The following is a 21,711-nucleotide window of genomic DNA, read 5'->3' on the forward strand; positions in this document are numbered from 1 at the left end:
CATTCAACCTTGACTAAAAGTTTGGATCAACCAGGGATTAATTTCCCCATCATCTTGCGTTTGACTCCGGTTCAAAGCTTCCTCAACTAACTGGATTTCCAGCCCCGGTAAAACCCGCGACTCTTGAATTCTACCGCTACCTCCGCCATTAATCGCAAAGGCAAAAACCTCCCGCGTGTTTGCACGTTCAACCCAATATTCGCTAATTCCTGCGTCTTCGTAAAGCAACCGCTTGCTGCCTAAATCATCGTTAAAAGAAGAGGCACCAATTTCTATTACCAAATTCGGCGGATCGTATTCATTCAAATTAACAGGTGAATTACTGTCATCAGGAGGAACTCTCAAATCCGAACCGATGTAGTAAGCTAAATCAGGTTGAAACTCGCCAATACCTGTTTTGCGGAAACTGGTATTAGTAAATTGAACTATTCGGATATTTCTCAACTTAGCAAAGAAAATAACTACATTGGAAATGATTGAATTTTGATGCCCATGCAATGGCCCTACTGGTGATATTTCTACCATCATGTGTTTTTGATAGTAATAAAACTTGCCTTTTTCCCAAGCTGAATCATCAGCGAAGGCTAGAAACTCTTCCCACGTCGCCTTCACCCAAATATCCGTTTCCAAAACCTGCGTAATTGCCGAATTAGAAGTCATAATCCACCTCTACAATTTCTGTATATTCAAATTCATTCGGACTGCGCCTAACTAAAGGATAGCGCGTCCCGCCGAGTTCGATCGCATCTTCTTCACAATCAGCTTTCGGAGAATTGTACACCAGCACGTATTCCCTGCCGGTGCAACTTTCCATCTCTTGAGCAACTTCTCCACGCCACTGAGTTTTAGTTACCAAAACTACCAATTGATTCGCCAACTTCGGCAGCTTATTTGCAATTTGCTTGCGATAAATCTCGTCCAAACTCCCAAAGGGAGAATCCATCACAATTGGAAACGTACTGCTATCCGGGCCCATCAAAGTATTCTTTTGACTCCACTCACGCACGCCCTCAATAATTCCGCCGATAAACGATAAGCTGAGAATTTGATTTTCTCCTGTAGAAGCGGCAACTAAAGATTCTTTTCCAGACGTATTTTCTACTAGCGTCAGTTCATATTTATCGCTCAACTTGGGGATGTAAGGAGTAAAAGAAATTTGACTGAAAATATCTTGCACTCGCTTTTCCAACTGAGAACAAAACTGTTTTTCTAAGCGCGATCGCACTTCAGTTAGGCGATCGATCGCATCCTGAGTCGCAGCAATCCGGCGCTGGGCTAATACTTGCCTTTGCTCATTCAGTTGCTGCTTATCGATTTGCTTGTCCAGATTCGCGATCGACGCATTCAAACTCTCAATCTGCTGCTGGTTAGAGCCTGTTTCCCGGTGCAAATCGCCAATTTTGGCCTCAATTTCATCCAAGCGCTTTTGCAAGCGGCTAACATCGCCGTCAGGAAAATTTCGCAGCTTGTTGTGAATATCGTCTAACTGCGTTTCCACCCGAGAAAGTTCCGTTCTGTCGCGGCTGATATTGCCTTGCTGTCGGTCTATTTCCTCCCAAAAATCAGCTACTTGCCTATCAATTTCATTGACTCGATCGCTAATCCGAATAGTTGTTTCTTCCACATCCCCAACACCCGCTTTATCCATCCAACCGCTAACCTGTTGGCGAGACTCTGAGCCCTCCACTAATTCCCCACCGCAGATACACCGCTGCTGCGCTAATAACTCTTCCAAAAACGGCCGCTGAATCCCCGAAAGCAACGAGCCGCCTTCCCGCAAACCTTCAACAATTATTTTAAATTCAGCCGCCGCCTCTGACAGAAATACCCCATAACCCCGCATAGATATTGAGCGTTTGAGAGCATCTGTAGCTTGTGAAATTTGTTGCTTAAATAAACTTTTCTGCATTTCCAATTCATCTCGCAAGTTTTGCAATTCGGCGGCACCGCTCAGTAGCAGCAAATCACCGTTTACTGCTTTTCTTAACTCGCCTTGATGAATCAATTCTTGCTCCATTTCTAAATTTTTTTGGAAAAATAGTTCTGCCTCTTTTTGAGATTTTTCCTTCTCTTTCAAAAGTTTCTTAATTTCGGAACTGCCAATCATTCTTAAATCTGTTTCTAGAGACTTTCTGGCATCTCCCAAATGTCTAATCGAGCGATTCAGCACCTCTACTCCCAGCAATTCCTTAGTAGCTTCAGCAATTTCTGCTTTCTTGTCGTGGCGGACAATTTGCTCGATTCGCTCCCCGTCAAAAAAGAAATATTGATGCAAACTTTCCGGCAAAATTCGTCCGATAATATCATCAGGATGCTGGGGCGGTAGCATCCAGCGACCGTCATCTTTTGCTACCTGCATAAACAATTCGCCTTTGCTGTGTTCGACACTATTTTGACTTTTGTAAGCATGGCAACTGCGCCTTACTTGGTAGCGCTTGCTGTCGTGTTCAAACACGATTTCTACCCAACAAGGTACTCGTTTGCCCGGTTTTGCTTCCGCAATAGCGCGTTTATTTACTGATTGTTCTTCCGTAAAACCCGCGCTCAGATTTCCGTAAAGTCCCCAAGTAAAGGCATTCATCAAAGCTGTTTTTCCAGCACCGTTATTGCCGTGAATCACTGTAATATTTTGCGCGCCCCAGGCTAGCTTAATTTCGGGTGTTTGGCCGAAAAACTGCCGGAAATTGCACAGACTAATTGAAATCAGCTTCATACAATTACTTCCTTAATAACTTTCAAAATGTCATCGCTAATATAGCGGGGAGCCCTCATGTACAGTTTATCTTTTTCAATTTCTAATACCCGTTCGATAATTTGTCTGACTTCGGGCGGCGCGCTAGTAATTGGTTCCTGTACATCGCTCAATTCCTGATGAGTTTGATAAGAAGAACGATTTTCTGCTAAAATACTTGTCGGTACGGCTGCGAGCGCACTATCTTCATATCTAAATGCCATAATCAGATTTTCATTCAGATTTTCAGTCATATTTTTTTGGCAACTCTTAAAAACTAGCCACTCAAACTGCAATCAAATAATTCTATATTCTCAAACATAAACCGAACCTTAATAAATGTCAAATGTCTAATAGCCCATAACGCCTTTGAAGTTGCAGCAATTTCACTCTAGCTTCCCCAGCATTGTCGGCTAAATCGGCAAATTCCAAGAACCGCTTCAACTCTTTTCGCAGCAAATTGCGCTCGACTTCTAAGGTTTCTCTGCCCAAATCAGGAGGCAAAACTATCATGTCAAATAAAGTTGCCCTTTCCTTCCCCGGATGTGGCCGCAAAATCCGTCCCCGGCGCTGAATAAACTGGCGCGGATTGCTGCTGCTTGCTAAAATTACAGCATTGCGAATTGCTGGAATATCAACGCCTTCATCCAAACAGCGAATCGCGACTAAACCTTGCAATTCTCCACTCTCAAATTGTCGGCGCAATCGTTCTCTTTCTGCTAAAGGAGTTGCCGCAGTATAAGTGTTAACTCGGTAGCCTAATTCTGAACCCAATAACTTCGCGGTTTCTGTTAGTTGGCGGTTGTTATTTCGGCGCGCACCTCCTTCGATGGCACCGTCGCCGCAGTAAAATAAAGTGTGGGCTGTGTCGAGACGGTGAATCATTAATTCTCGCAAAGCTACTAATTTATTAGCCGCTGCCCCAATTAACCGGGCGCGCTGCATTAATAAAGTCGTTAAAGCATCGTTTTCTTGTACTTGTTCATCGCCCCAAAGCGCCCAGCCAATTTTTTTAGTTAAGTAGGAATACTTGCGGGTTTCGGCTTCGGTCAATTCTACTAAAATCGGATAGTATAAATAATGTACTAAGGCTTTTTGGCGGATGGCATCTGCTAAGGTGAGTTCCGGCTGCAAAACAGGACCGAAATAATCTAAAATAGCTTCGGTTCCTTGTTCGTCGAAGTGCCTTTCTGGGGTGGCGGAAAGGGCGAGTCGCAGTCCAATATTGCGCGGCAAACTTTCTCCTAAACGGGGCGCGCCTAAGTTGTGAACTTCGTCTCCAATAATCAGGGTTTTTTCTGGGAAATAGCGCAGTTGCGATCGCAAGCTATCTCCCATTAAGGTAGCATTGGTAGTGATGATTGTGAGAAATGCTCGCTCGCCAGATCGCACTTCATACAAACCCGCAGCCAGCTTATTTTGCCAACTGCGGGCCTCTTCAAAAGCCAAAATAGGTTTTAAACTAAATTTCTCCGATTCCCGCGCCCACTGATTCACCAGGTGGCAGTAAGGGCAAATTACGAGCAGAACTTGCAGGTTAATTTTATTGTATAATTCAGTGGCGATCGCCAGCGCAGTAATGGTCTTGCCGCTACCCGTCGCCATCTTCAGGGTACCGCGTCCCTGATTCGCAAACCAATTAGCAACCGCCACTCGCTGATACTGTCGCAATTGCAGCGATGGCGGCATTCTCGGAAACCCAAATTGCGAATTATTAGCCGTTGAGCGATTCACCTTTAAATGCCGTTAGATGCAATATTCCCTATACTCAACTGTAACTCACGGGCGATCGAAACTTAACAGCCCAAACAAATCATCCGCCGACAGTTGCAAATCCGACAGCACATCGAGCACAGGTAAAATATCCTGATTCTCTTTCGCCTCTGGTTGCTGCTGCGGTTTAAAAACAAGAACTAATTTTTCTGCCGGGTCAATCAACCAACCCAGTTTAGCATTGTGATTTAAGCAAAACAAAATATTATTAATGACCCGAGTTGGATTTTGATCCGGCGATAAAATCTCAATTGTCCAATCCGGCACAATTTCAAACCTGTTTTCTACTTCTCCCTTAGCATTGATAAGAATGCGCGACCACTCAAACACTGCTATATCTGGAACAATAGAACGTCCCCCAAAAGTGCAACGCAATTCTGAAAAAGCAAAAGCTAACTTTTGCGGTTCTCCCACCTGATTAATTCTATTCCCAAAACGAGTTTGTAACGTGCTGTGTTTTCCTTGTGGCATAGCTTTTTGATAAATTTGACCGTCAACATACTCGCTAGCAGGCTTAGTCTCTGGCAATAGGAGAAACTCTTCCAGAGAAATCTTTGACGGTGACTGAATTGACGTTACCATAAGCAATTAACCCCTCAACAACTCAACTCCCGTCTTAAAAATTCATATCGCTGTCAGTTTCCCAATCAGCACAACTCTCCGATTCCACACCAGTAGGGTGCATCGCACAAACCAACAAATTTCCCCCGTAAACTTGACCGTGATAGTTGCGACAACCGCGACAAGCCGGCTGCTGCGTCGGCGAAGGGTCTACATAAGTAACCATCGACAAATCTATCTCATCAAACTCAGGGTCGAAGTCGCGGCAAATTTCAATTATCGGTTCGATAAATTCATTAAATAAACCGTCAAATTCATTGAAATAACCGTCAATGTCATTAATCAGATTATTTTGTACTTGTTCAGTAAACTCTTCCGACATTTTTGCCAAAACGTCCAGCATTTCGACAAACTCTTCGCCCATTTCGCTGAAAAAATGCTCTACTTCAGAAACAGCATTTTCCATTACTCCAAAAAAATCTTTAGACCAATCTTCCATGAATTTGACAGCTTGCTATTACAAAATATTTTACAGACAAGTGCAGCCAGCCTCAAGCGAAGCGATCGCACCTACTTTCAATTCTATTACCTATTGCCCGATATCCGGTCAAGTTTCACAGGGCAGATATTCAAAAAGGGAACTCAAGAGTATTATCCTGAGTTCCCTTCATGCTTTGCTGCGCGAGCTTTTTTCAGCTTAATCCCGCTTCAGCCGCCGCAATTCGTCTTGTAAATTCTGCACCTGTTCGCGGAGCTTGTCTACACCGCCTGTCTCTTTAGCATCTTTTGCCGAAACATCTTCTTCCTCAGAAACAATTTCAATCCGCCGAGGTTCCGCCGGTTTTTGCTCCCTAGCGGGTTCTACTGGCGGTTGCTGTTGCTGAGCCTGTTGTACCATATCATCAACAAAGCGGCGGGCTTCTTCCGTTGACATCTCGCCCCGCTTCACTAATTCATCTGCCAGCTTTTGGGCTTCAGTCCGCAATTCAGTTAACTTGCTGCCAGCTTTTTCACCAGCGTAGGAAGCTAGCCCGACACCAAGGTAAACTGCTTTTTGTAAAATATCTCCGAAACCAGGCATAGGAGCTACACCTCAAAAAACTGGGTGAACCGGAGACCACGCCTATTACAAGCATCCCGTGTTGCTGCTACCTTCCGGTCCTGACAAGATTTGGGCGTTGGAATCGCGTGGGTCCAGTTCATTTATAAGTATAACACAGTTATTTATTCTTCAACCACACACCAGTGATAAATTTCATAAATAACGCAACCATTCTTCACCAGCGGGTCTTCAGCGACGATCGCCTTCGCCTCATCCATAGAACCCGCCTCAAACAGCAACATACCGCCGCCCCGCCTCGCCCAGTAGCCAGTTTTCGCTCGGTGTCCTTTAGAAATCAACTCTCGGACATAAGCTCTGTGAGCTGGCACATATTGGTCAAAAACAGGCTTTTCGACAATTCCTTGCTCAATTTTGACAAACCAAGGCATTTTTATTTGGGATTTTAGATTTTATATTTTAGATTGGGAAGGGGTGATGAGCAATGGAGTCTAGGGCAAATGCGACCTATTCCATTTTCCAGCATCCTTTCTTAACTGCGATGTTATCCCATGAACCAGTCAAAACAGCGATTTTTTATAGCCCTAGTGCCGCCTCCCGATATTCAACAGCACATTACTGAGATTAAACTATATTTTGCGGCACACTACAACAGCCGCGGTGCTTTGAATTCGCCGCCGCACATCACGCTGCAACCTACTTTTGAATGGTTAGCGGAGGATATCCCCAAATTAGAGGAAAGTTTGAAGGAGTTTTCTGCAAATCGGCTGCCTATTCCCGTTACTCTATCCGGTTTTGCTGCTTTCGCGCCCCGCGTCATTTACGCTGATGTTGTCAAATCGCCCGAATTGCTGGATATTCACTCATATTTGATGAGTTATATGGAGGCAACTTTGGGAATAGTCGATCGAGTTTCTCAAAGTCGCCCATTTGTACCACACATGACAGTAGCGTTTCGCGATTTAACCAAGGATAATTTTCAAACGGCTTGGTTGGAATTTGCAGGGCGATCGCTCCACTTTGAGTTTACCGCTTCCGCCTTAACTTTACTGCTTCACGACGGCAGCAGGTGGAACATCAGCAACCAATTCCCGCTTTCCGCCTAAACTTTCTCCCTTCTCTTTCTTCGCGTCCTTCGCGTCTTCGCGGTTCGTTTTTCCAATTTTTTTTTCTTAGCAAATCCTGATAAATATCATTTCCTCACTACAAACCTGTTTAAAATTAAAGCCAGTCACAACTTACCGATCGCTCTTATTCGGAGTTGCAAGTGCCACAGTTCCGTAAACAGAAATTCCCGACTGTTCCAATATTTTAATTGCCGACTTAATCGTAGTACCGCTAGTGTAAATATCATCAACTAACAGCACTCGATCGCGCGGGAGCCTGCGGCGAAAATCTTTCCCCAAACTTAAAGCATTTCTCATTTCCGCTTGGCGCTGCAGTGGCGTCAGAGCGAATAAAGCTTGAGTATTTTTTACCCGCTCCAAACCGTGCCGCTGCAAAGGCAAACCAGTCAGCTCACAAAAACTTTCCGCCAAAAGTTCCGCCTGGTTAAAACCGCGCTCCTTGAGCTTTTCTTGGTGCAGGGGAATCGGTACAACTGTTAAATTATCTATAGCTAATTCCGGAAAACTCAGCCAACCTTCGGCTAGCCAGCCGCCGAGAGGTTTGGCTAATTGCGGATTGCCGTCATATTTCAAAGCTGCGATCGCCCGTTTGAGAGCCCCGCCATACTCACCCCACACAAAAACACGCTGCTGTGAATGCCAAAATCGACCTGGATCGCTTAACTGACATCGCTGAAGTTGCTTGTGACAGTACGGACAAAACTCTCCGGCGGCCGGTCGCTGACAAAGAGGACAGTTAGACTTAAGAAATAGATTGAGAAAAGATTTGACTAATCCCGTCCATTTTCGCTTGTTCATCCTAAAATTGTCGTAAGTGATTAATGGGAAAAACTTTCAACTTCAATTAGTTTCCACCGACAGGCTCGCAGCGTGAAAAACCTCTACTGGTTAGACAAAATTCAACCTTCAGACCGAGATGCAGTGGGAGAAAAAGCATTTTACTTGAGCTGTTTGCTCCAGAAAAATCATCCCGTTGTACCGGGTTTTGTCGTACCGGCTACCACATTCTGGCAGTTTTTAGAGTCGATCGACTGGCTAGAACCGCTGTTTGCTGACTGGCCACACTCTTCCCTGCACTTAAATGTCGATGAACCCAGACAACTGCAATCCATCGCCCGCAGCATCCGCCACCAAATCCTCGCCGGCCAACTGCCAGATTCACTGCTCTCCACCCTAGAGTCTGCTGTTTCTCAACTCAACTCACAGTCAAACTTAAACTCCACAGCCTTAATTTTTCGCCCTTCCCTGACTTCCTGGAACCCTAAAACAGTCGGCATTCTGGAATCTCAGCCAGTACGGGCAGAACCCGAAGCCATTGGGGCCGGACTCAAACGAGCTTGGGCAGAAATGTTCAGAGCCCGAAGTCTATTTTACTGGCAGCGGTGCGGTCTGCGGGTACAACAAATTAATCCCGCAGTTTTGGTGCAGCCACTTCAAGAAGCGATCGCCGCGGGCGAGGTGAAAACAAAGGCGGGTGCACAGTGGGAAATCCAAGCCACCAGCGGTTTGGGATTGTCTCTCGCTAGGGGAGAAACCATCCCCGATTACTATCAAGTGCAGCCGGAAACAAGCGCGGTTAAATTCCAGCGGATAGGTTACAAAACATTAGCATACCATCTCAAAGTCGGCGATGGTGAACCGAAAAAAAAACTGCTGCTGGGCAAGTTTGCTGCTTTCCCAATTCCCGATTCTCCATTTATAATTCCTGATTTTGCTGATTGTTGCGTGCAAGTTTTAGCGCTGGGAGAGGAAGCACAAACAGAATACGTTTTAGAGGAATCGCAACTGCAAGAAATCATTGAATTGAGCAAAAAAGCGCTGGCAGAATTTGACTCAGATTTAATTTTGGAGTGGACGCTAAACCAGACAGGAAACAGCGGCGAACAGCAGTTTTATTTCACTCAAGTTCGTCTTGTGAAAGCGGAAAAAGTCGCGCCGATAGAGGAAAATCCGAGCGCCCTCCCGCACCCAACCTCGATCGCCCCAGCCAGAACTCCTGCGATACTCAGAGGTGTGGGAGCAGCATCAGGAAAAGCCGAAGCAATTGCCCAAGTTATGACTAATTCCCACCCAGAAAACGCGGAATTCTTAGCGGGAGGCATTTTGGTAGCCCGGACAATCGAGCCGAATTGGTTGCCTTGGCTGAAGGTTGCGGCTGGGGTGATTGCGGAACAAGGAGGCATGACCTGCCACGGCGCCATTTTAGCTAGAGAATTGGGGATTCCCGCCGTTGTGGGAGTGACCGGGGCCACGCGGGCGATCGCCTCGGGCGATTCCGTGTTGGTAGACGGCGATAGCGGAGAAGTTTTTGCCCTCGCCCAACACGATGCGCTCAACATAGGAGACAGTGGCAGGCTTCGGGACACAGCAACAAATACAGACACATACAGTACAGCAGCCAAAATGTCAATAGCCAAGCACCAATCTTCAACCTCAGAGCGATCGCCCAATTCCGCGCCTAAATCTCGACAATCTGAGTCTACTCAATATGTTTGGGGCCCACCAACGGCGACTCAACTGCTAGTTAATGTCAGCCAAACAAGTTCGATTGACCGCCTCAAAAATCTGCCAATAGACGGCATCGGATTGCTGCGATCGGAATTAATGGCATTAGAAGCTTTGGACTGTCAAAACCCCAAAGTTTGGCTACAAGACGGCCGCCAATCGGAATTTGTCGATCGCATGGCGGATTGCCTCAGTTTATTTGCTGCGGCCGTTTCGCCGCGGCCAATATTTTATCGCTCTCTCGATTTACGCGAGTCAGGCGCCCAGGGCAGTTTCAGTTATACCTTTGAACCCGAATTATTTGATTGGGAACTCTGCGTACTTCAAAAAGTCTGCGAGTCAGGCCATACCAATGTTAATTTAATTTTGCCTTTCGTGCGCTCGGTTGACGAGTTTATCTACTGCCGCCAGCGTTTAGAAACAGTTTGGAAAAACCGCTCAGCCGAGTTTCAAATGTGGATTATGGCGGAAGTTCCTTCGGTGTTATTTTTATTGCCAGATTACGTAAAAGCCGGAGTTCAAGGAGTTTCTATCGGCACTAACGATTTAACCCAATTGCTATTAGGAATTAACCGCCACTCCGACCAGGTAGCAGGTGCTTTCAACGGGCGCGATCAAGCTGTGATGAGGGCGATCGAACAATTAATCAAACAGGCCCGGGCCGCCGGCATTCCTTGCTCAATCTGCGGCGACGCTCCCGCATTGTATCCAGAGACAGTTGAATCCTTGGTGCGGTGGGGGATTTCGTCTATTTCGGTCAATGTCGATGCCGTAGAACAAACTTGCAGGGCGATCGTTCGCGCCGAACAGCGCCTACTCCTAGAAGCCGCTCGATCGATAATTAACAATTAACCACTCCCGGACGTACTTGACCCCAGAAATCCGGTTTCTACTCTAAATCATAGCTTTGGCAAGCAGCCACCCGCTCAGAAATTGGGTTTTTAGACAACCCGTGCCTCCAAGACTATTCCCAACTACAGAAACCCAGTTTCTAATTATATAACAACCGCCCAAACGGTGAAGACATTTTTAATTGATCAAACCCTTGCTTTTATTGCTTCTTCCTTCTTCCTTCTTTTTCCTTCCGCTATCACAATCTCCGATTTTAAAGCTAGGATAGAAATATCACCAATTCTTGACCCGGAGGTACAAACCGTGAAATCAAAAATTATTGCAACTGCAGCAATACTTGCCGCCCTGGCTTTTCTGCATCGCCACCCAGCATTATCTCAACCTGCAACTGACGGTGGCAAAAAACCCGGCTTCTGGCAACCTCAAGCGCAGGTTGACAATACTCGCAACATTACCCTCAGACTGTTAAATGAAACTGGATTAAACCTAGAATACGGTCAATCAGGTGCCACCTTGTCATCCTTGCCCGTCGGAACCAGCAAAAACATCATTGTTCGTATCAGCAATCGCACCGGCGACATTGCCAATATTCCGATTAATGCCACCGGAGGAAGCACAACTTTGAAATACGACTATAACGTTGACTCGCAGACAAACATTGTGACGATTCGCATCACCCGATCAGACCCCCGCACTAGGCAAGACAGGTCAGTTTATATTGATGAAAAAGGGCGAATTTACTCTTTCTAAGACAGACGCTCATCAACCCGGTTTCTCCTGATAAATCTTGGTTTTAGCAGCGAGGTATCCGGGGAGAAATCAGGTTTCTAGATTCCCCTGCGTAAATTCTGTCAACCTGGAAAAGTATGAATTTTATGCAGCGGATTTGACATTGCAGCCCCAAAATCAACTGCTGCTAACAATTGGACGCTACTTGCGTACTTGTGCATCAGGTGGGTTCCGAGAGAATGTCAACTGCCCCATCCCGGACTAATATCCCTCGTTCCTCTTGATATCTGCGCCTCGATTTCCCTCTTCTTTGGGTTTAGCTTTATTCACTCGCAAGGGGCGCCCCATCCACTCTGCAACGTCTTCTTGGGCAATTGCAACGTCTTCTTGGGCATCCTCAATTATCTCAACAAATGCAAAACCGCGCATCCGACCAGTTTCCCTGTCGGTAGGCAAGACAACTCGCTTGACTGTGCCGTACTCTGCAAATACTGCTCTCAGGTCTTCTTCTGTAGCGCGGTAAGACAGATTTCCCATGTAGATAGTACAGAACGGCGTAAATACACAGACCATTAAACAGCCAAGACTTTACCCTTATATGTCCACTTAAAAGGTTTGGCCATTGTTTGATTAAAGTAGTTAATAAAATTGAGGATGCGATTTTTCAGCTCGTACTGACTGGTGAAACTTGCTCTTTTTAGTAATTTCCGCACCCAAATGCTGAACCAAATCTCTATTTGATTAAGCCACGAAGAATGTTTGGGTGTGTAATGGAAAACAATTAGATGTGTTGGGTCACTTTAAAAAACAGCTCGGGATTTCATGGATTTAAGTATGCCGCTTTTCCCCTTAATACCAAGGTCGATATCTAAGCCTTCTTTTTCGGCGACCAAACGCACCAGTGATTCAGATTAATGAGTATTCAGACAATCCATAATCAGATGCCATTTTTGGGCATGGGGGTCAGTTTCAATGAGGTGACGAATATTCAGTAAAAAATCGGATTCTGTTCTCGAATCTCCGCAAGTTGGCTCGACAATCTTACCATTGGCAATATTGAAATTGGCGAGCAAGGTGTGCGTGCCATGACGAATATATTCAAACTCTCTTCTGGCCACTTTTCCGGGTCGCATTGGTAAGTCTTTTTCGAGACGCTCAATAGCTTGAATCCCTGTCATTTCATCAACCGATATAGTGTGTTCTCTATTTTGACTGCGTTCAATCGCAGTCAGATATAAGCCTGTAATATCTTTAACTTTTGCATCAAATTCTTCATCCACAGGGGGGGTTAACCAGTAGCGCAAGGCCTGTGGTTTCATTTCTGCTTCTTCTAATAATCTGCCAACATGGCGGACGGATATACTTTCAATAATGCCTTGTTTCATGATTTCCTCCGCCAGTTCTCTAGCCGTCCAATGACTTATTGGTCGTCCATAATCGGACGGTGAGGAACAGTAAGCGTGCAAATAACTCGGTTATTTGTTCAATGCTAAATTTTGCAGGTGCGCCAACACGTTCTTGATCTTGTAATCTTTGCAAAATGCATAAGTCTTTTTCCTCGCTCTCCAACCATCGGTTTCGCCCCTTCACAAGCCATCTGCCGATTAATCTCTAAACTTCCGGCTATTTCACGATGGTTTTGACCATCAGATGCCATGAGAATGATTTTGGCTCGTAGCACGAGCTGTTGCGGCGTGTTGTGTCTCTTGAGCAACTGGTGAAGTTGATGACGCGAGCCATCGCTTAAATTTAATGTTTTAGGCATTAATAAGGCCATATATGACTCAGGAGAGCAGAGAGCACCTACCTAAACTGGTCTAAACTAACTATGTTATTCTACCACAAATCTACTCTGTCTACTTACGCCGAGCTGTAATAGTCATGTCGATCGAACTGAACTTGTTGTGCTATACATAATAACCTGTTAATTGAACTCTTAAGTGCTATCTAGCATACAACTGGGCGATCGAATCTGACTAAAAGGGTTTGCCGCACTGACAAAGTCTTTGTACTGGCTGCAATAGTTAGCTTGATCAAAATTCAGGTCATCACTCACCCGAAAGCTGAGCGATAACCTGAATTTTGGGGCAGTGAGAAATCCCACCCCTGAAGAATATTTGATTTTAATCAGATGAGTGATGGGTGGGGGACGAATCGCTAGGATATTACTTTTCTCTATTAAACTAAGGATGTGAGATTTAAAGCAGCTTTGTTAAGTGTTTGAGTGCCAATTCGACTTTGGGTAATACCGCTGGCTGTTTCCGTTGCTCCTTTATTCAGAACATTCATCGCCTCTACCACTTGCTCAATAGCGATCGCCTGCTGTTTGGTATTCAGGTAAATTTGCTGACTGCTGACAACTACACTGTTAATAGCATTAGCAACATTGTTAAAATTATCCGCCGTACCTTCAGTCAATTTTAGGCTATTATCTAATGTTTTCTTGCCCTCATCTGTTACCATCACTGTTTTATTAATGGAATTCTTAATACCGTTTATCAAATCATTAATCTGAGCCGACGATTTTTTGCTTTGATCGGCCAGTCTGCGAATTTCCGTCGCCACCACCCCAAACCCCTTTCCTTGTTCTCCGGTGCGTACTGCTTCCACTGTAGCGTTAATTGCCAGCATATTAGTTTGATTAGCCAAATCGCTGACTAAATTGGTAATATTAGCAATCTGATTGGTTTGCTGGCTCAAATGTAAAACTTGATCGGCGATCGCTCCGACTTTTTCCGTCAGACTCAACATTACCTGCTGGGTTTTATGCACTACTTTACTGCCTTCTGCTGCCATATTTAAGACATTACTGGCATTCTCAAGGGCTGACTCGGCTTGCATAGCAGATTGCCTCGATGATGCGCCCAATTCATCCATTGTGGTAGTTGTTTGATTAACAGAAGCAGCTTGTTCTACAGCAATACGTTCCTGTTGCTCAATTGTAGCAGCGATCTCGGTAGAAGAACTGACAATCATATTAATAATACCTTTCAGGGCCTTATCTAAAGGTTTGGCGATCGCTATACTTAAAACTATTCCTAAAAGAATCGCTGTTAGCGGTCCAACTGTCATCCCCAAAAATACAGCTATTTGAGTATTTTTACTATCATTTTGTGCGGTCTGATAAGCGTCGTCGGCTTGCTTCCTGTTGGATTCAACTACTGCTAAAGTGGCTTTTTCAGAATATATAAATTTAACACGAATCACCTTAGCTTGCTGACTAAGTTTATTCAAAAGATTACTAGCTATGTTTGCTGTTTCCATTTCGGGCGACTTACTTTTACCCTCTTTAATTAGTCGGATCTGCACACTTAAAGGATTCAAAATTCCCTGTTTCTCGAATTCTTGATTAAGTCGCAGCAGTGCTTTATCTTCCTGCTGCCACTCCTCCCAATACTTAAGCATTTGTTTATAGAGTGCGTCTTCCTCTGAGATACGTGGAATGACTTCGTATGCTTTAAAACCATCTTTAATCTGCTGCCAAGCCTTGTCCATTCTGTTTAATGCTTCTTGCCTTTCTGCTTGACTGAGTGCAGAATTAATTAACGCTCTCTCGGATGACTCAATTTGGGTTTGTCCCTCGTTAATTTTTAATAATGCTTCAATACTCGGTAAGTTATTGTTGCCGAGAGTTTCTATGTGTTGACTGAGATTAGATGTTGAGTTCCATCCTACCCAGGCAACTAAAAACACTAACAGTCCCATAATCAGAAACGCGCCGATCAGTCTGGTTTGTAAATTCATTTTTCTCAACATAATATTTTTCCTTCCTTCAACTACAGTGAGCCTCGCGGGAGTCATGAACACATATTGTATAGTATAGCCTTGCTCAGGTAGATGAGGTACCGATTTTGATTTTACGTAAACCCGCAGCATCAAAAAGGAGACGCTCTCCAACCAATTTTAAATCGCGGTAGAAGAGGGCGGGGTGCAGCTCCTTTTTGACAATTTCTGTAGACACCCAAATAGCTAAGGAGTTATACTTAAGTCAATGAGTTGAGTGTAAAGATGTTGGTATTGGAAGTAAAACTGGAAGAAACGAAAGAGCAGTATAGAAAGCTGAATGAAGCTATTCGCACAGCTCGTTTTGTTCGGAACAGTTGGCTGAGATACTGGATGGACAACAAGGACATTGGTAAATACGAGTTAAGTGCATATTGCGCTGTACTGGTAAGCCAATTTTAGTTTGCTAACAACCTCAATTCTATGATTGGTCAAGCTAGCGCTGAAAGAGTGTGGTTTGCCATTTCTCGCTTTAATGACAACTGCAAGAAGCACAAACCAAGGGAAAAGGGGTATCCTCGGTTCAAAAAAGAACAAACACATGGTTCTGTTGAGTACCCAACCAGTGGATGAAAGCTTTCCGAAGAGCGGCGATATATCACTTTCTCTGACTGTTGTAAAGCGGGAACCTTTAAAAGGTGGGGAACCCGCGATTTGCATTTCTATCAATTGAAGCAGATTAAGCGTGTCCACGTTGTCCGTCGTGCAGATGGATACTACGCTTGATTTTGTCTTGATTAAAAACGGTTGGATAAACGTGAACTAACAGCCCATGACGGCAGTATTTATGTAGGATTGAATCACTACCAATTACGACGGTGAACAGTAGCCAATTCGCCTCATTTGCGTAAATCTGAGAAGTCTTTGATGCGGCTTCAACGTCGTATGTCTAAGACCAAAAAATCTTCCCAAAATAGAGCTAACTTGAGAAACAAACTGACTCGAAAACACCTCAAGATAAGTCGCCGTTTCCTTAAGACTTTGCTATCAAAACGACAAGGTGCGTAGTGATGTCCAACTACTTAGTGGCGTATGAGGACTTGAAGATGTGAAATATGGTGAAAAATCGACATCTTTCTAAATCCATTTCTGATGCAGCGTGGACTCAGTTCTGTAGTTGGTTTGAGTATTTGGGGAAGTGTAGTGGGGTGGTACAGTTTGTGTCACCACCCCACTACACTTCCCCAAAATTGCTCGAATTGTGGGGAGGTCGTCAAAAAGTCTTTAAGCACCAGAACACATACTTGCTACCGTTGTGGACACACTCAGGACAGAGATTGGAACGCTGCAGGAAACATTTTACAAAAAGCATTAAGTACGGTGGGTCACATCGGAATTAACGTCTAGGCGTGAGACTCACCCATACTTGGGTGATAAAACTTCTTCAAGCAAGTCAACTCCTAGAAAGAGGAAGCCCAAAGAGCGATCTTTGGAATCCCCCGCTATATTCGGTATCCCGAATTAGCGGTGGGAGGATGTCAATGGTTTTCCTTAGTCGATCGAGATTGACTGAGGCCCCGTGCTTTTACCGTTGGTGGGTTCGGCTGGGGGAGTAGTGTAGGAAGTTGAACCAGCTTGATCGTCGATCCAACTTTTAACAGGCTCTTCGTGAAGGTTGAGTCGAAGCAGGCCAGAAAAAAATCCGCCAGTGAAGGCGATCGGCTGTTGGATCAATTCTTTGGCCATTGGGATGAGTTCGTCGAGGAACATTCAAGATTCTCCTTGTGCTGCAGGGGTTCTACTTTAACTGTACCGTTTGTACTGCGATGCTGGCAGCAACCTACAAAAAACCTTCCAGCGCTGAAGAGGCGCAATGGCTAACAACCCGACGAATGGCCTACAATGCTAATGAAATTGCTGCAAAAATTTTATGTGCCGTTTGCTTGGCTACCTCGGGGAGCCGATTTTACTTGATGCTATTCTGTACAAGCCGGAACATTCCCTAATTGTGCAGAGTTACGAGCCCCGCGAAATGACTTCTGGCGTACTAAATGCTGACGGTTTTGGTATTGGTTGGTATCACCCGCACCTAGATAGTGACCCATTTACCTATAAAAATGTACAGCCAATTTGGAGCGACATTAACCTTCCGAGTATCAGTCGGTACGTTGAATCCGGATGCGCGATCGGATATGTTCGCAGTGCAACTTCAGGACAATCGGTAGATTTGAGCAACTGTCAGCCGTTTCAGAACGATCGCCTGCTGTTCGTACACAACGGCTTTGTGAAGAATTTTCGGCAAACTCTTTACAGACCAATTCGCGATCGGCTCAGCGATACGCTTTATCAATCAATTAACGGCTCTACAGATTCAGAGCATATCTTCGCCTTGTTTGTCAATGAATTGACAGCCGCAAATCTAACTCTAGAAGCTGCTTTGCAAAACACGCTGAAAACTTTGGCAGAGCTAGCAAACTTTCACGGAGTAGAATTTTCAGCTAATATAATTATCAGCGACGGACACCAGCTCGTTGCCTCTCGCTTTGCTTCCCAAAAAACTCCTCCTTCCCTCTATTGGCTACGAGACGATTTAAATTTCCCAAATTCTGTCATCATTGCTTCTGAACCTTTATTTGCTGGCAATTGGCACGAGTGTCCAGTCCAGAGCATTATCAGTACCGGAGTAGACCGTGATATCCAAATCTATCCAATCTTGTAGAGAGGCAATTTATCGCGATTTGCAGCAGTGTCGCCGCGGCACTTTCAAACTATTTACAGACATCGACTACGATACTTTTTGCTGCCAAGCTCATCCTGATTTCAGTCCGGTGGGCTGGCATTTAGGTCACATTGCTTATACTGAGGATTTGTGGCTGTTGCAGCGGTGTGCTGGCTTGGAACCTGTCTTTCCTAAGTATCACCAACTGTTTGCTGCTGATATTTTGCCTAAGAAAGAACGGGTTTATTTGCCAACGCTGGAAGAAGTTGAATGTTATTTAAATTCGGTCAGAAAACAGGTGTTAGATTATTTGGAAGTAGCGCCGATAGAGGAGCAAGAACGTCTCTGGCGGTTTATTATTCAGCACGAAAGCCAGCACTGCGAAACTGTTGCTTTCGTGTTGCAAATGCAAAGGAAGAAGGAAGAAGGAACTTCGGCAACGCATTTGGTAACGGATTTAACAGATTTAAGGGACGTAACGGATAGAAGGAAGAAGAAAGAGGGAAGATTAATTGCTGATTACCAATTACCAATTACCGATTCCCCGGCGATTGAAATTCCGGGTGGGGAATTTTACATGGGAAGCGATGCTGCTGAGGCTTTGGATAATGAGCGATCGCGCCACCTATGTTATTTAGAAGCATACTCGATCGATCGCTATCCCGTCACTTGCCGTCAATACCGAGATTTCATGGAATCCGGCGGCTATCAAAACCCTGATTGGTGGTCAGCGGACGGCTGGAAATGGCTGCAAGTCGAAGCCGTCTCTCAACCGCTTTACTGGTCAGAAAATCCAGCTTTCAACAACCATCCAGTCTGCGGCGTGAGTTGGTACGAAGCCGAAGCTTACTGCAACTTCACCGGCAAGCGTTTGCCATCGGAGGCCGAATGGGAAAAAGCTGCAAGTTGGGATGCCAAAAATAAAACGTATCGCATCTATCCTTGGGGAGAAGAACAGCCACACGGCAGCCTGTGCAATCACGGCAATAATATTGCAAATACCTCGCCAGTTGATGCCTTTCCCAAAGGAGCAAGTGCGATCGGTTGCTGCGATATGTTAGGCAATGTTTGGGAGTGGACTGCTTCCACCTTTGACGCCTATCCGGGATTTGAAAGTTATCCTTACAGGGGATATTCTCAAGTTTATTTTGATGGAGAACACCAGGTTTTGAAAGGGGGGAGTTGGGCGACTTTTCCACAGGCCCTGCGATCGACCTTTCGGAATTGGTATTATCCGGGCGTGCGGCAAATTATTGCTGGTTTTCGATGTGCTAAGTAGTTCGCTATTTCATTATAAAGATCGGCTGCACGGCTCCGTGCGCTCCTTGGTTCGTAGTGAAGACTAAAGCCCTCAGTACGAACTTATAAGGGTTATTTTACAGATATCATATAAAAGGATTGATGGGAAATCAGGGACGAGTTTGTTTGCTAAATGCAAAATTTTTTACCCGGTAAAAATATTAAATAAAAAAAGTTTTGTGCATTATTTGATAATTTTAGTTGATAATTTTTAAGTTGTAATTCTGGAGGCGATCGCCATCGGGTGAGACAAAACATAACCGAGATCGGCATGAAAAATCTGACTTGAGCGCGATATTTTGCAACGCGACTGCGTGCTATACCAATATGTGCGTCTAAAAATTACTTTATGAAATCCCCAAGACTGTCCGACACGACAAACTCAGCCTTAACGAAGGAAAACCGGCTGCACTTAGAGCGACTGGTGAGCGCTGCAGCACTGACACCCGCAGAAATCAATGCTGGCAGCGATGCAGTTAGCGGGTTGACTCAAACCCCCAGATCCCTGCCTCCAAAGTATTTCTACGACGATCGCGGATCAAACCTGTTCGAGTTGATTTGCCAGTTGCCGGAATACTACTTGACACGCACTGAGACGGCGATTTTGCAGGGGTGCGCGGGGGCGATCGCCAATTTAACGGGCCCCTGCGAAATCGTCGAACTCGGCAGTGGCAGTTCCACCAAAACTCGGATTCTCCTCGATGCTTACAGTCAACTGGAATATCCCCTACACTATTTGCCGATCGACATCAGTCCTACTATCCTAGAAAGCAGCGCTTGTCAACTGTTGGCAGATTATCCGTCGCTCCAGATTCACGGACTTGTCAGCACTTACGAATTAGCCTTAGCTAAAATTGCACCGTCGCCGTTGCCAACCCGAATGATTTGCTTTCTAGGCAGTACCCTCGGCAATCTCAACGCTCAAGAATGCGATTTATTCTTCTCGCAAATTGTCGGTGCATTGCAGCCGGGAGAGTATTTTTTGCTGGGAATTGACTTGGACAAATCTAAGGATATTTTAGAGCCTGCATACGATGACAGTCAAGGAGTAACGGCGGCATTTAACTTGAATATGCTGCGACATTTAAATCGAAAATATGAGGGAAATTTTGATTTGGCGCAGTTTGAACATTGGGCTTTTTACAATCAAGAAGAATGTCAAATTGAAATGCACTTGAAAAGTAAAAAAGCGCAAAAAGTTCAGTTGCGCGCTCTCAATTTAACGGTTGAATTTGCAGCGGGAGAAACTATCCGTAGCGAAATATCGCGCAAGTTTAATCTCAATACAGTAAAGGAAGAACTTTCGCAGCGTGGTTTAATGCCAGTGCAAGTTTGGACAGATCCAAATCAGTGGTTTGGCTTGATGCTTTGTCAGTTGACAGTTGACAGTTGACAGTTGACAGTTGGCAGTTGTTATTTGTTATATCAATTCCGGTAGCATCGGAATAGTAAAATCCAGTCAACAGCGATGCCCTGAGCGAAGCCGAAGGGTCAACAATCACAGATGGTGCAACCGGCGGAATCCATCTAATTCATCGGCGTTAATCTGTGTTAATCTGCCTATATCTGCGGTCAAAAAAAGAGAACTTATTCACCGCAGATGACAAGGGATTGACACAGATTCACGCAGATGTCGAGAAGAAAGATAGGAATAATTCCGATGCTAACAGATTTGATATTATTTGTTTTGAATATCTCCCAATAATCAGTAACTACTGACTACTGATTAATTAACAAATCGGCCGCTGTCCGGGTTTTACGGCGTGAATGTACTCGCTGCCCGAGGTCGGCCATCCCCGCTTGTAATAGGCTTCCTCCGGCTTCCCCCAGCCCAACTGCAACAAAATTTCCAGAAAATCCAACTTTTCCCAGTTCGAGAGATTGACCCATTCTGTGCGCTGTGCTATAGCCTCTACATCAACCGGATCGATCGATCGAAAATCCTTCCCGCTGTTAATACTTAAATACAAATCCATCCCCGCACTTACCTGCTGCCAGAATTCCAACATAGAAATCTTAGCTGCCCTCAGCGTAATCAAATCAACAGGTAGAGCTATTAATTCGTCATCCACTGCCGGATAGCGTAGAGTATTGCCTTTAACCGCGATTTCCCGCCAGACAATCCCAGAAACTTGATGTTCCCGCTGGTATTCGTGTACGGCAGCCTTAAAATTTTGATAAGCAGTGAACTTCTGAACGCCCTCAGATGTGAGAAAGCGGTCAATCACGGGGTTGCCTGTAGCAGGAGTTTCAGTCAAGTTGAGACGCCGCCCATGCAAGCAGGCTTGGCGCTCTTCTTCGAGGATTTTAATGAGTTCCGCCGTGCTGTAGACCTTGGACATCTTTATTCAGGCAAAATCAAGATATTGGCTGATATTCGGCTGGTTTTCTCAACTAATCTTCGGTAAAGATAGTTTGGTTGTTCTGGGCAATATTCAGTTTTGCCGTTATTCTAACTTTTCTTTGTGCTTAATTCTAGTTTGATAGTTTACAGGAGTCGATCGCAGAAATCCCGACAGCCTCTTAAAAAAACAAGTTAAGAGGATAGCGAATCACCTTAGCGGGTGACAAGGCACCTCTAGTCTAAACAGGACAAAGGTTTGAGAGAATGGTAAGGTAAAAAAATAAGGAG

At 45.0% G+C, this 21,711-nt stretch carries 20 protein-coding genes, 1 other RNA gene and 1 pseudogene; 7 read left to right on the forward strand and 15 right to left on the reverse strand.

The genetic code is table 11. From position 1 onward, the window contains the following. Positions 1-3 precede the first annotated feature (3 nt). The 9 genes from QUA40_RS06345 to QUA40_RS06385 form a co-directional block, all read right to left on the reverse strand. Complete coding sequence (locus tag QUA40_RS06345; protein WP_333122927.1) at positions 4-660, reverse strand: Uma2 family endonuclease; 657 nt, start codon at positions 658-660, stop codon at positions 4-6. Then, on the reverse strand, positions 650-2,713 hold the full coding sequence (locus tag QUA40_RS06350; RefSeq protein WP_333122930.1) for an AAA family ATPase: 2,064 nt from the start codon (positions 2,711-2,713) through the stop codon (positions 650-652). The genes QUA40_RS06345 and QUA40_RS06350 overlap by 11 nt, the downstream gene beginning before the upstream one ends. Further along, positions 2,710-2,985, reverse strand: a complete 276-nt coding sequence (locus QUA40_RS06355) for a hypothetical protein (RefSeq protein ID WP_333122933.1) — start codon at positions 2,983-2,985, stop codon at positions 2,710-2,712. Before QUA40_RS06355 ends, QUA40_RS06350 begins: the two co-directional genes overlap by 4 nt. 88 nt (positions 2,986-3,073) lie before the next feature. Continuing rightward, positions 3,074-4,420 (reverse strand): DNA phosphorothioation system restriction enzyme, encoded by a 1,347-nt coding sequence (locus QUA40_RS06360; protein ID WP_333122975.1) that lies wholly within the window; start codon positions 4,418-4,420, stop codon positions 3,074-3,076. A gap of 90 nt (positions 4,421-4,510) precedes the next feature. Further along, positions 4,511-5,086 carry a Uma2 family endonuclease gene (locus tag QUA40_RS06365; RefSeq protein WP_333122936.1) on the reverse strand — a complete coding sequence of 192 codons (576 nt, stop codon included), beginning with the start codon at positions 5,084-5,086 and terminating at the stop codon, positions 4,511-4,513. Positions 5,087-5,120: 34 nt separating this feature from the next. After that, positions 5,121-5,564 (reverse strand): hypothetical protein, encoded by a 444-nt coding sequence (locus tag QUA40_RS06370; RefSeq protein ID WP_333122939.1) that lies wholly within the window; start codon positions 5,562-5,564, stop codon positions 5,121-5,123. Positions 5,565-5,762: 198 nt separating this feature from the next. Beyond that, positions 5,763-6,146: a phasin-related domain-containing protein gene (locus QUA40_RS06375; RefSeq protein WP_333122942.1), complete on the reverse strand. Its 384-nt coding sequence runs from the start codon at positions 6,144-6,146 to the stop codon at positions 5,763-5,765. Positions 6,147-6,169: 23 nt separating this feature from the next. After that, positions 6,170-6,266, reverse strand: an RNA gene (ffs, locus tag QUA40_RS06380) — signal recognition particle sRNA small type. Positions 6,267-6,289: 23 nt separating this feature from the next. Beyond that, positions 6,290-6,556, reverse strand: coding sequence for a YciI family protein (locus QUA40_RS06385; RefSeq protein ID WP_015179070.1), 267 nt, complete (start codon positions 6,554-6,556; stop codon positions 6,290-6,292). A gap of 120 nt (positions 6,557-6,676) precedes the next feature. Here QUA40_RS06385 and QUA40_RS06390 point away from each other — a divergent pair, with 120 nt between their 5' ends. After that, positions 6,677-7,231 carry a 2'-5' RNA ligase family protein gene (locus QUA40_RS06390; RefSeq protein ID WP_333122945.1) on the forward strand — a complete coding sequence of 185 codons (555 nt, stop codon included), beginning with the start codon at positions 6,677-6,679 and terminating at the stop codon, positions 7,229-7,231. A gap of 132 nt (positions 7,232-7,363) precedes the next feature. Here QUA40_RS06390 and QUA40_RS06395 read toward each other — a convergent pair whose 3' ends face one another. Next, positions 7,364-8,050, reverse strand: a complete 687-nt coding sequence (locus tag QUA40_RS06395) for a ComF family protein (RefSeq protein WP_333122948.1) — start codon at positions 8,048-8,050, stop codon at positions 7,364-7,366. A gap of 72 nt (positions 8,051-8,122) precedes the next feature. Between QUA40_RS06395 and QUA40_RS06400 the strand changes: the two genes are divergently transcribed. Together QUA40_RS06400 and QUA40_RS06405 are read left to right on the forward strand one after the other, a co-directional pair. Then, entirely contained in the window at positions 8,123-10,609 is a 2,487-nt protein-coding gene (locus tag QUA40_RS06400; protein WP_333122951.1) for a putative PEP-binding protein, read from the forward strand. 303 nt (positions 10,610-10,912) lie between these two features. Beyond that, entirely contained in the window at positions 10,913-11,359 is a 447-nt protein-coding gene (locus QUA40_RS06405) for a hypothetical protein (RefSeq protein ID WP_333122954.1), read from the forward strand. Positions 11,360-11,599: 240 nt separating this feature from the next. Here QUA40_RS06405 and QUA40_RS06410 read toward each other — a convergent pair whose 3' ends face one another. The 3 genes and pseudogenes from QUA40_RS06410 to QUA40_RS06420 form a co-directional block, all read right to left on the reverse strand. Further along, on the reverse strand, positions 11,600-11,911 hold the full coding sequence (locus tag QUA40_RS06410; protein WP_333122957.1) for an RNA-binding protein: 312 nt from the start codon (positions 11,909-11,911) through the stop codon (positions 11,600-11,602). After that, positions 11,911-12,723: pseudogene (locus QUA40_RS06415) on the reverse strand (transposase). Before QUA40_RS06415 ends, QUA40_RS06410 begins: the two are co-directional and overlap by 1 nt. Positions 12,724-13,516: 793 nt before the next feature. Then, positions 13,517-15,094, reverse strand: a complete 1,578-nt coding sequence (locus QUA40_RS06420) for a methyl-accepting chemotaxis protein (RefSeq protein WP_333122959.1) — start codon at positions 15,092-15,094, stop codon at positions 13,517-13,519. A gap of 1,119 nt (positions 15,095-16,213) precedes the next feature. Between QUA40_RS06420 and QUA40_RS06425 the strand changes: the two genes are divergently transcribed. Beyond that, positions 16,214-16,468, forward strand: coding sequence for a zinc ribbon domain-containing protein (locus QUA40_RS06425; RefSeq protein WP_333122962.1), 255 nt, complete (start codon positions 16,214-16,216; stop codon positions 16,466-16,468). Between the two features lie 144 nt (positions 16,469-16,612). Here QUA40_RS06425 and QUA40_RS06430 read toward each other — a convergent pair whose 3' ends face one another. Next, positions 16,613-16,831, reverse strand: a complete 219-nt coding sequence (locus QUA40_RS06430; protein WP_333122965.1) for a hypothetical protein — start codon at positions 16,829-16,831, stop codon at positions 16,613-16,615. A 160-nt stretch (positions 16,832-16,991) separates the two neighbouring features. On the opposite strand from QUA40_RS06430, the gene egtC reads away from it, so the two are divergent. The 3 genes from egtC (at position 16,992) to egtD (ending at position 20,472) form a co-directional block, all read left to right on the forward strand. Further along, entirely contained in the window at positions 16,992-17,780 is a 789-nt protein-coding gene (egtC, locus tag QUA40_RS06435; protein WP_333122967.1) for an ergothioneine biosynthesis protein EgtC, read from the forward strand. Beyond that, positions 17,752-19,059 (forward strand): ergothioneine biosynthesis protein EgtB, encoded by a 1,308-nt coding sequence (locus tag QUA40_RS06440; protein ID WP_333122969.1) that lies wholly within the window; start codon positions 17,752-17,754, stop codon positions 19,057-19,059. Before egtC ends, QUA40_RS06440 begins: the two co-directional genes overlap by 29 nt. A gap of 369 nt (positions 19,060-19,428) precedes the next feature. Then, positions 19,429-20,472 (forward strand): L-histidine N(alpha)-methyltransferase, encoded by a 1,044-nt coding sequence (gene egtD / locus QUA40_RS06445; protein WP_333122971.1) that lies wholly within the window; start codon positions 19,429-19,431, stop codon positions 20,470-20,472. 337 nt (positions 20,473-20,809) lie between these two features. Here the strand turns inward: egtD and QUA40_RS06450 are convergent, their stop codons facing one another. Then, a complete protein-coding gene (locus QUA40_RS06450) occupies positions 20,810-21,421 on the reverse strand; it encodes a hypothetical protein (RefSeq protein WP_333122973.1) in 612 nt (203 codons plus the stop codon). Between the last annotated feature and the right edge of the window lie 290 nt (positions 21,422-21,711).

This window comes from Microcoleus sp. Pol11C3, from assembly GCF_036701485.1.
Taxonomy (GTDB): domain Bacteria; phylum Cyanobacteriota; class Cyanobacteriia; order Cyanobacteriales; family Microcoleaceae; genus Microcoleus.

Bases quoted from the DNA above. Each gene is read 5' to 3' on its own strand.
- QUA40_RS06345 (WP_333122927.1), bottom strand. From the start codon at position 660: ATGACTTCTAATTCGGCAATTACGCAGGTTTTGGAAACGGATATTTGG.
- QUA40_RS06350 (WP_333122930.1), bottom strand. From the start codon at position 2,713: ATGAAGCTGATTTCAATTAGTCTGTGCAATTTCCGGCAGTTTTTCGGC.
- QUA40_RS06355 (WP_333122933.1), bottom strand. From the start codon at position 2,985: ATGACTGAAAATCTGAATGAAAATCTGATTATGGCATTTAGATATGAA.
- QUA40_RS06360 (WP_333122975.1), bottom strand. From the start codon at position 4,420: ATGCCGCCATCGCTGCAATTGCGACAGTATCAGCGAGTGGCGGTTGCT.
- QUA40_RS06365 (WP_333122936.1), bottom strand. From the start codon at position 5,086: ATGGTAACGTCAATTCAGTCACCGTCAAAGATTTCTCTGGAAGAGTTT.
- QUA40_RS06370 (WP_333122939.1), bottom strand. From the start codon at position 5,564: ATGGAAGATTGGTCTAAAGATTTTTTTGGAGTAATGGAAAATGCTGTT.
- QUA40_RS06375 (WP_333122942.1), bottom strand. From the start codon at position 6,146: ATGCCTGGTTTCGGAGATATTTTACAAAAAGCAGTTTACCTTGGTGTC.
- QUA40_RS06385 (WP_015179070.1), bottom strand. From the start codon at position 6,556: ATGCCTTGGTTTGTCAAAATTGAGCAAGGAATTGTCGAAAAGCCTGTT.
- QUA40_RS06390 (WP_333122945.1), top strand. From the start codon at position 6,677: ATGAACCAGTCAAAACAGCGATTTTTTATAGCCCTAGTGCCGCCTCCC.
- QUA40_RS06395 (WP_333122948.1), bottom strand. From the start codon at position 8,050: ATGAACAAGCGAAAATGGACGGGATTAGTCAAATCTTTTCTCAATCTA.
- QUA40_RS06410 (WP_333122957.1), bottom strand. From the start codon at position 11,911: ATGGTCTGTGTATTTACGCCGTTCTGTACTATCTACATGGGAAATCTG.
- QUA40_RS06420 (WP_333122959.1), bottom strand. From the start codon at position 15,094: ATGTTGAGAAAAATGAATTTACAAACCAGACTGATCGGCGCGTTTCTG.
- QUA40_RS06425 (WP_333122962.1), top strand. From the start codon at position 16,214: ATGCAGCGTGGACTCAGTTCTGTAGTTGGTTTGAGTATTTGGGGAAGT.
- QUA40_RS06430 (WP_333122965.1), bottom strand. From the start codon at position 16,831: ATGTTCCTCGACGAACTCATCCCAATGGCCAAAGAATTGATCCAACAG.
- egtC (WP_333122967.1), top strand. From the start codon at position 16,992: ATGTGCCGTTTGCTTGGCTACCTCGGGGAGCCGATTTTACTTGATGCT.
- egtD (WP_333122971.1), top strand. From the start codon at position 19,429: ATGAAATCCCCAAGACTGTCCGACACGACAAACTCAGCCTTAACGAAG.
- QUA40_RS06450 (WP_333122973.1), bottom strand. From the start codon at position 21,421: ATGTCCAAGGTCTACAGCACGGCGGAACTCATTAAAATCCTCGAAGAA.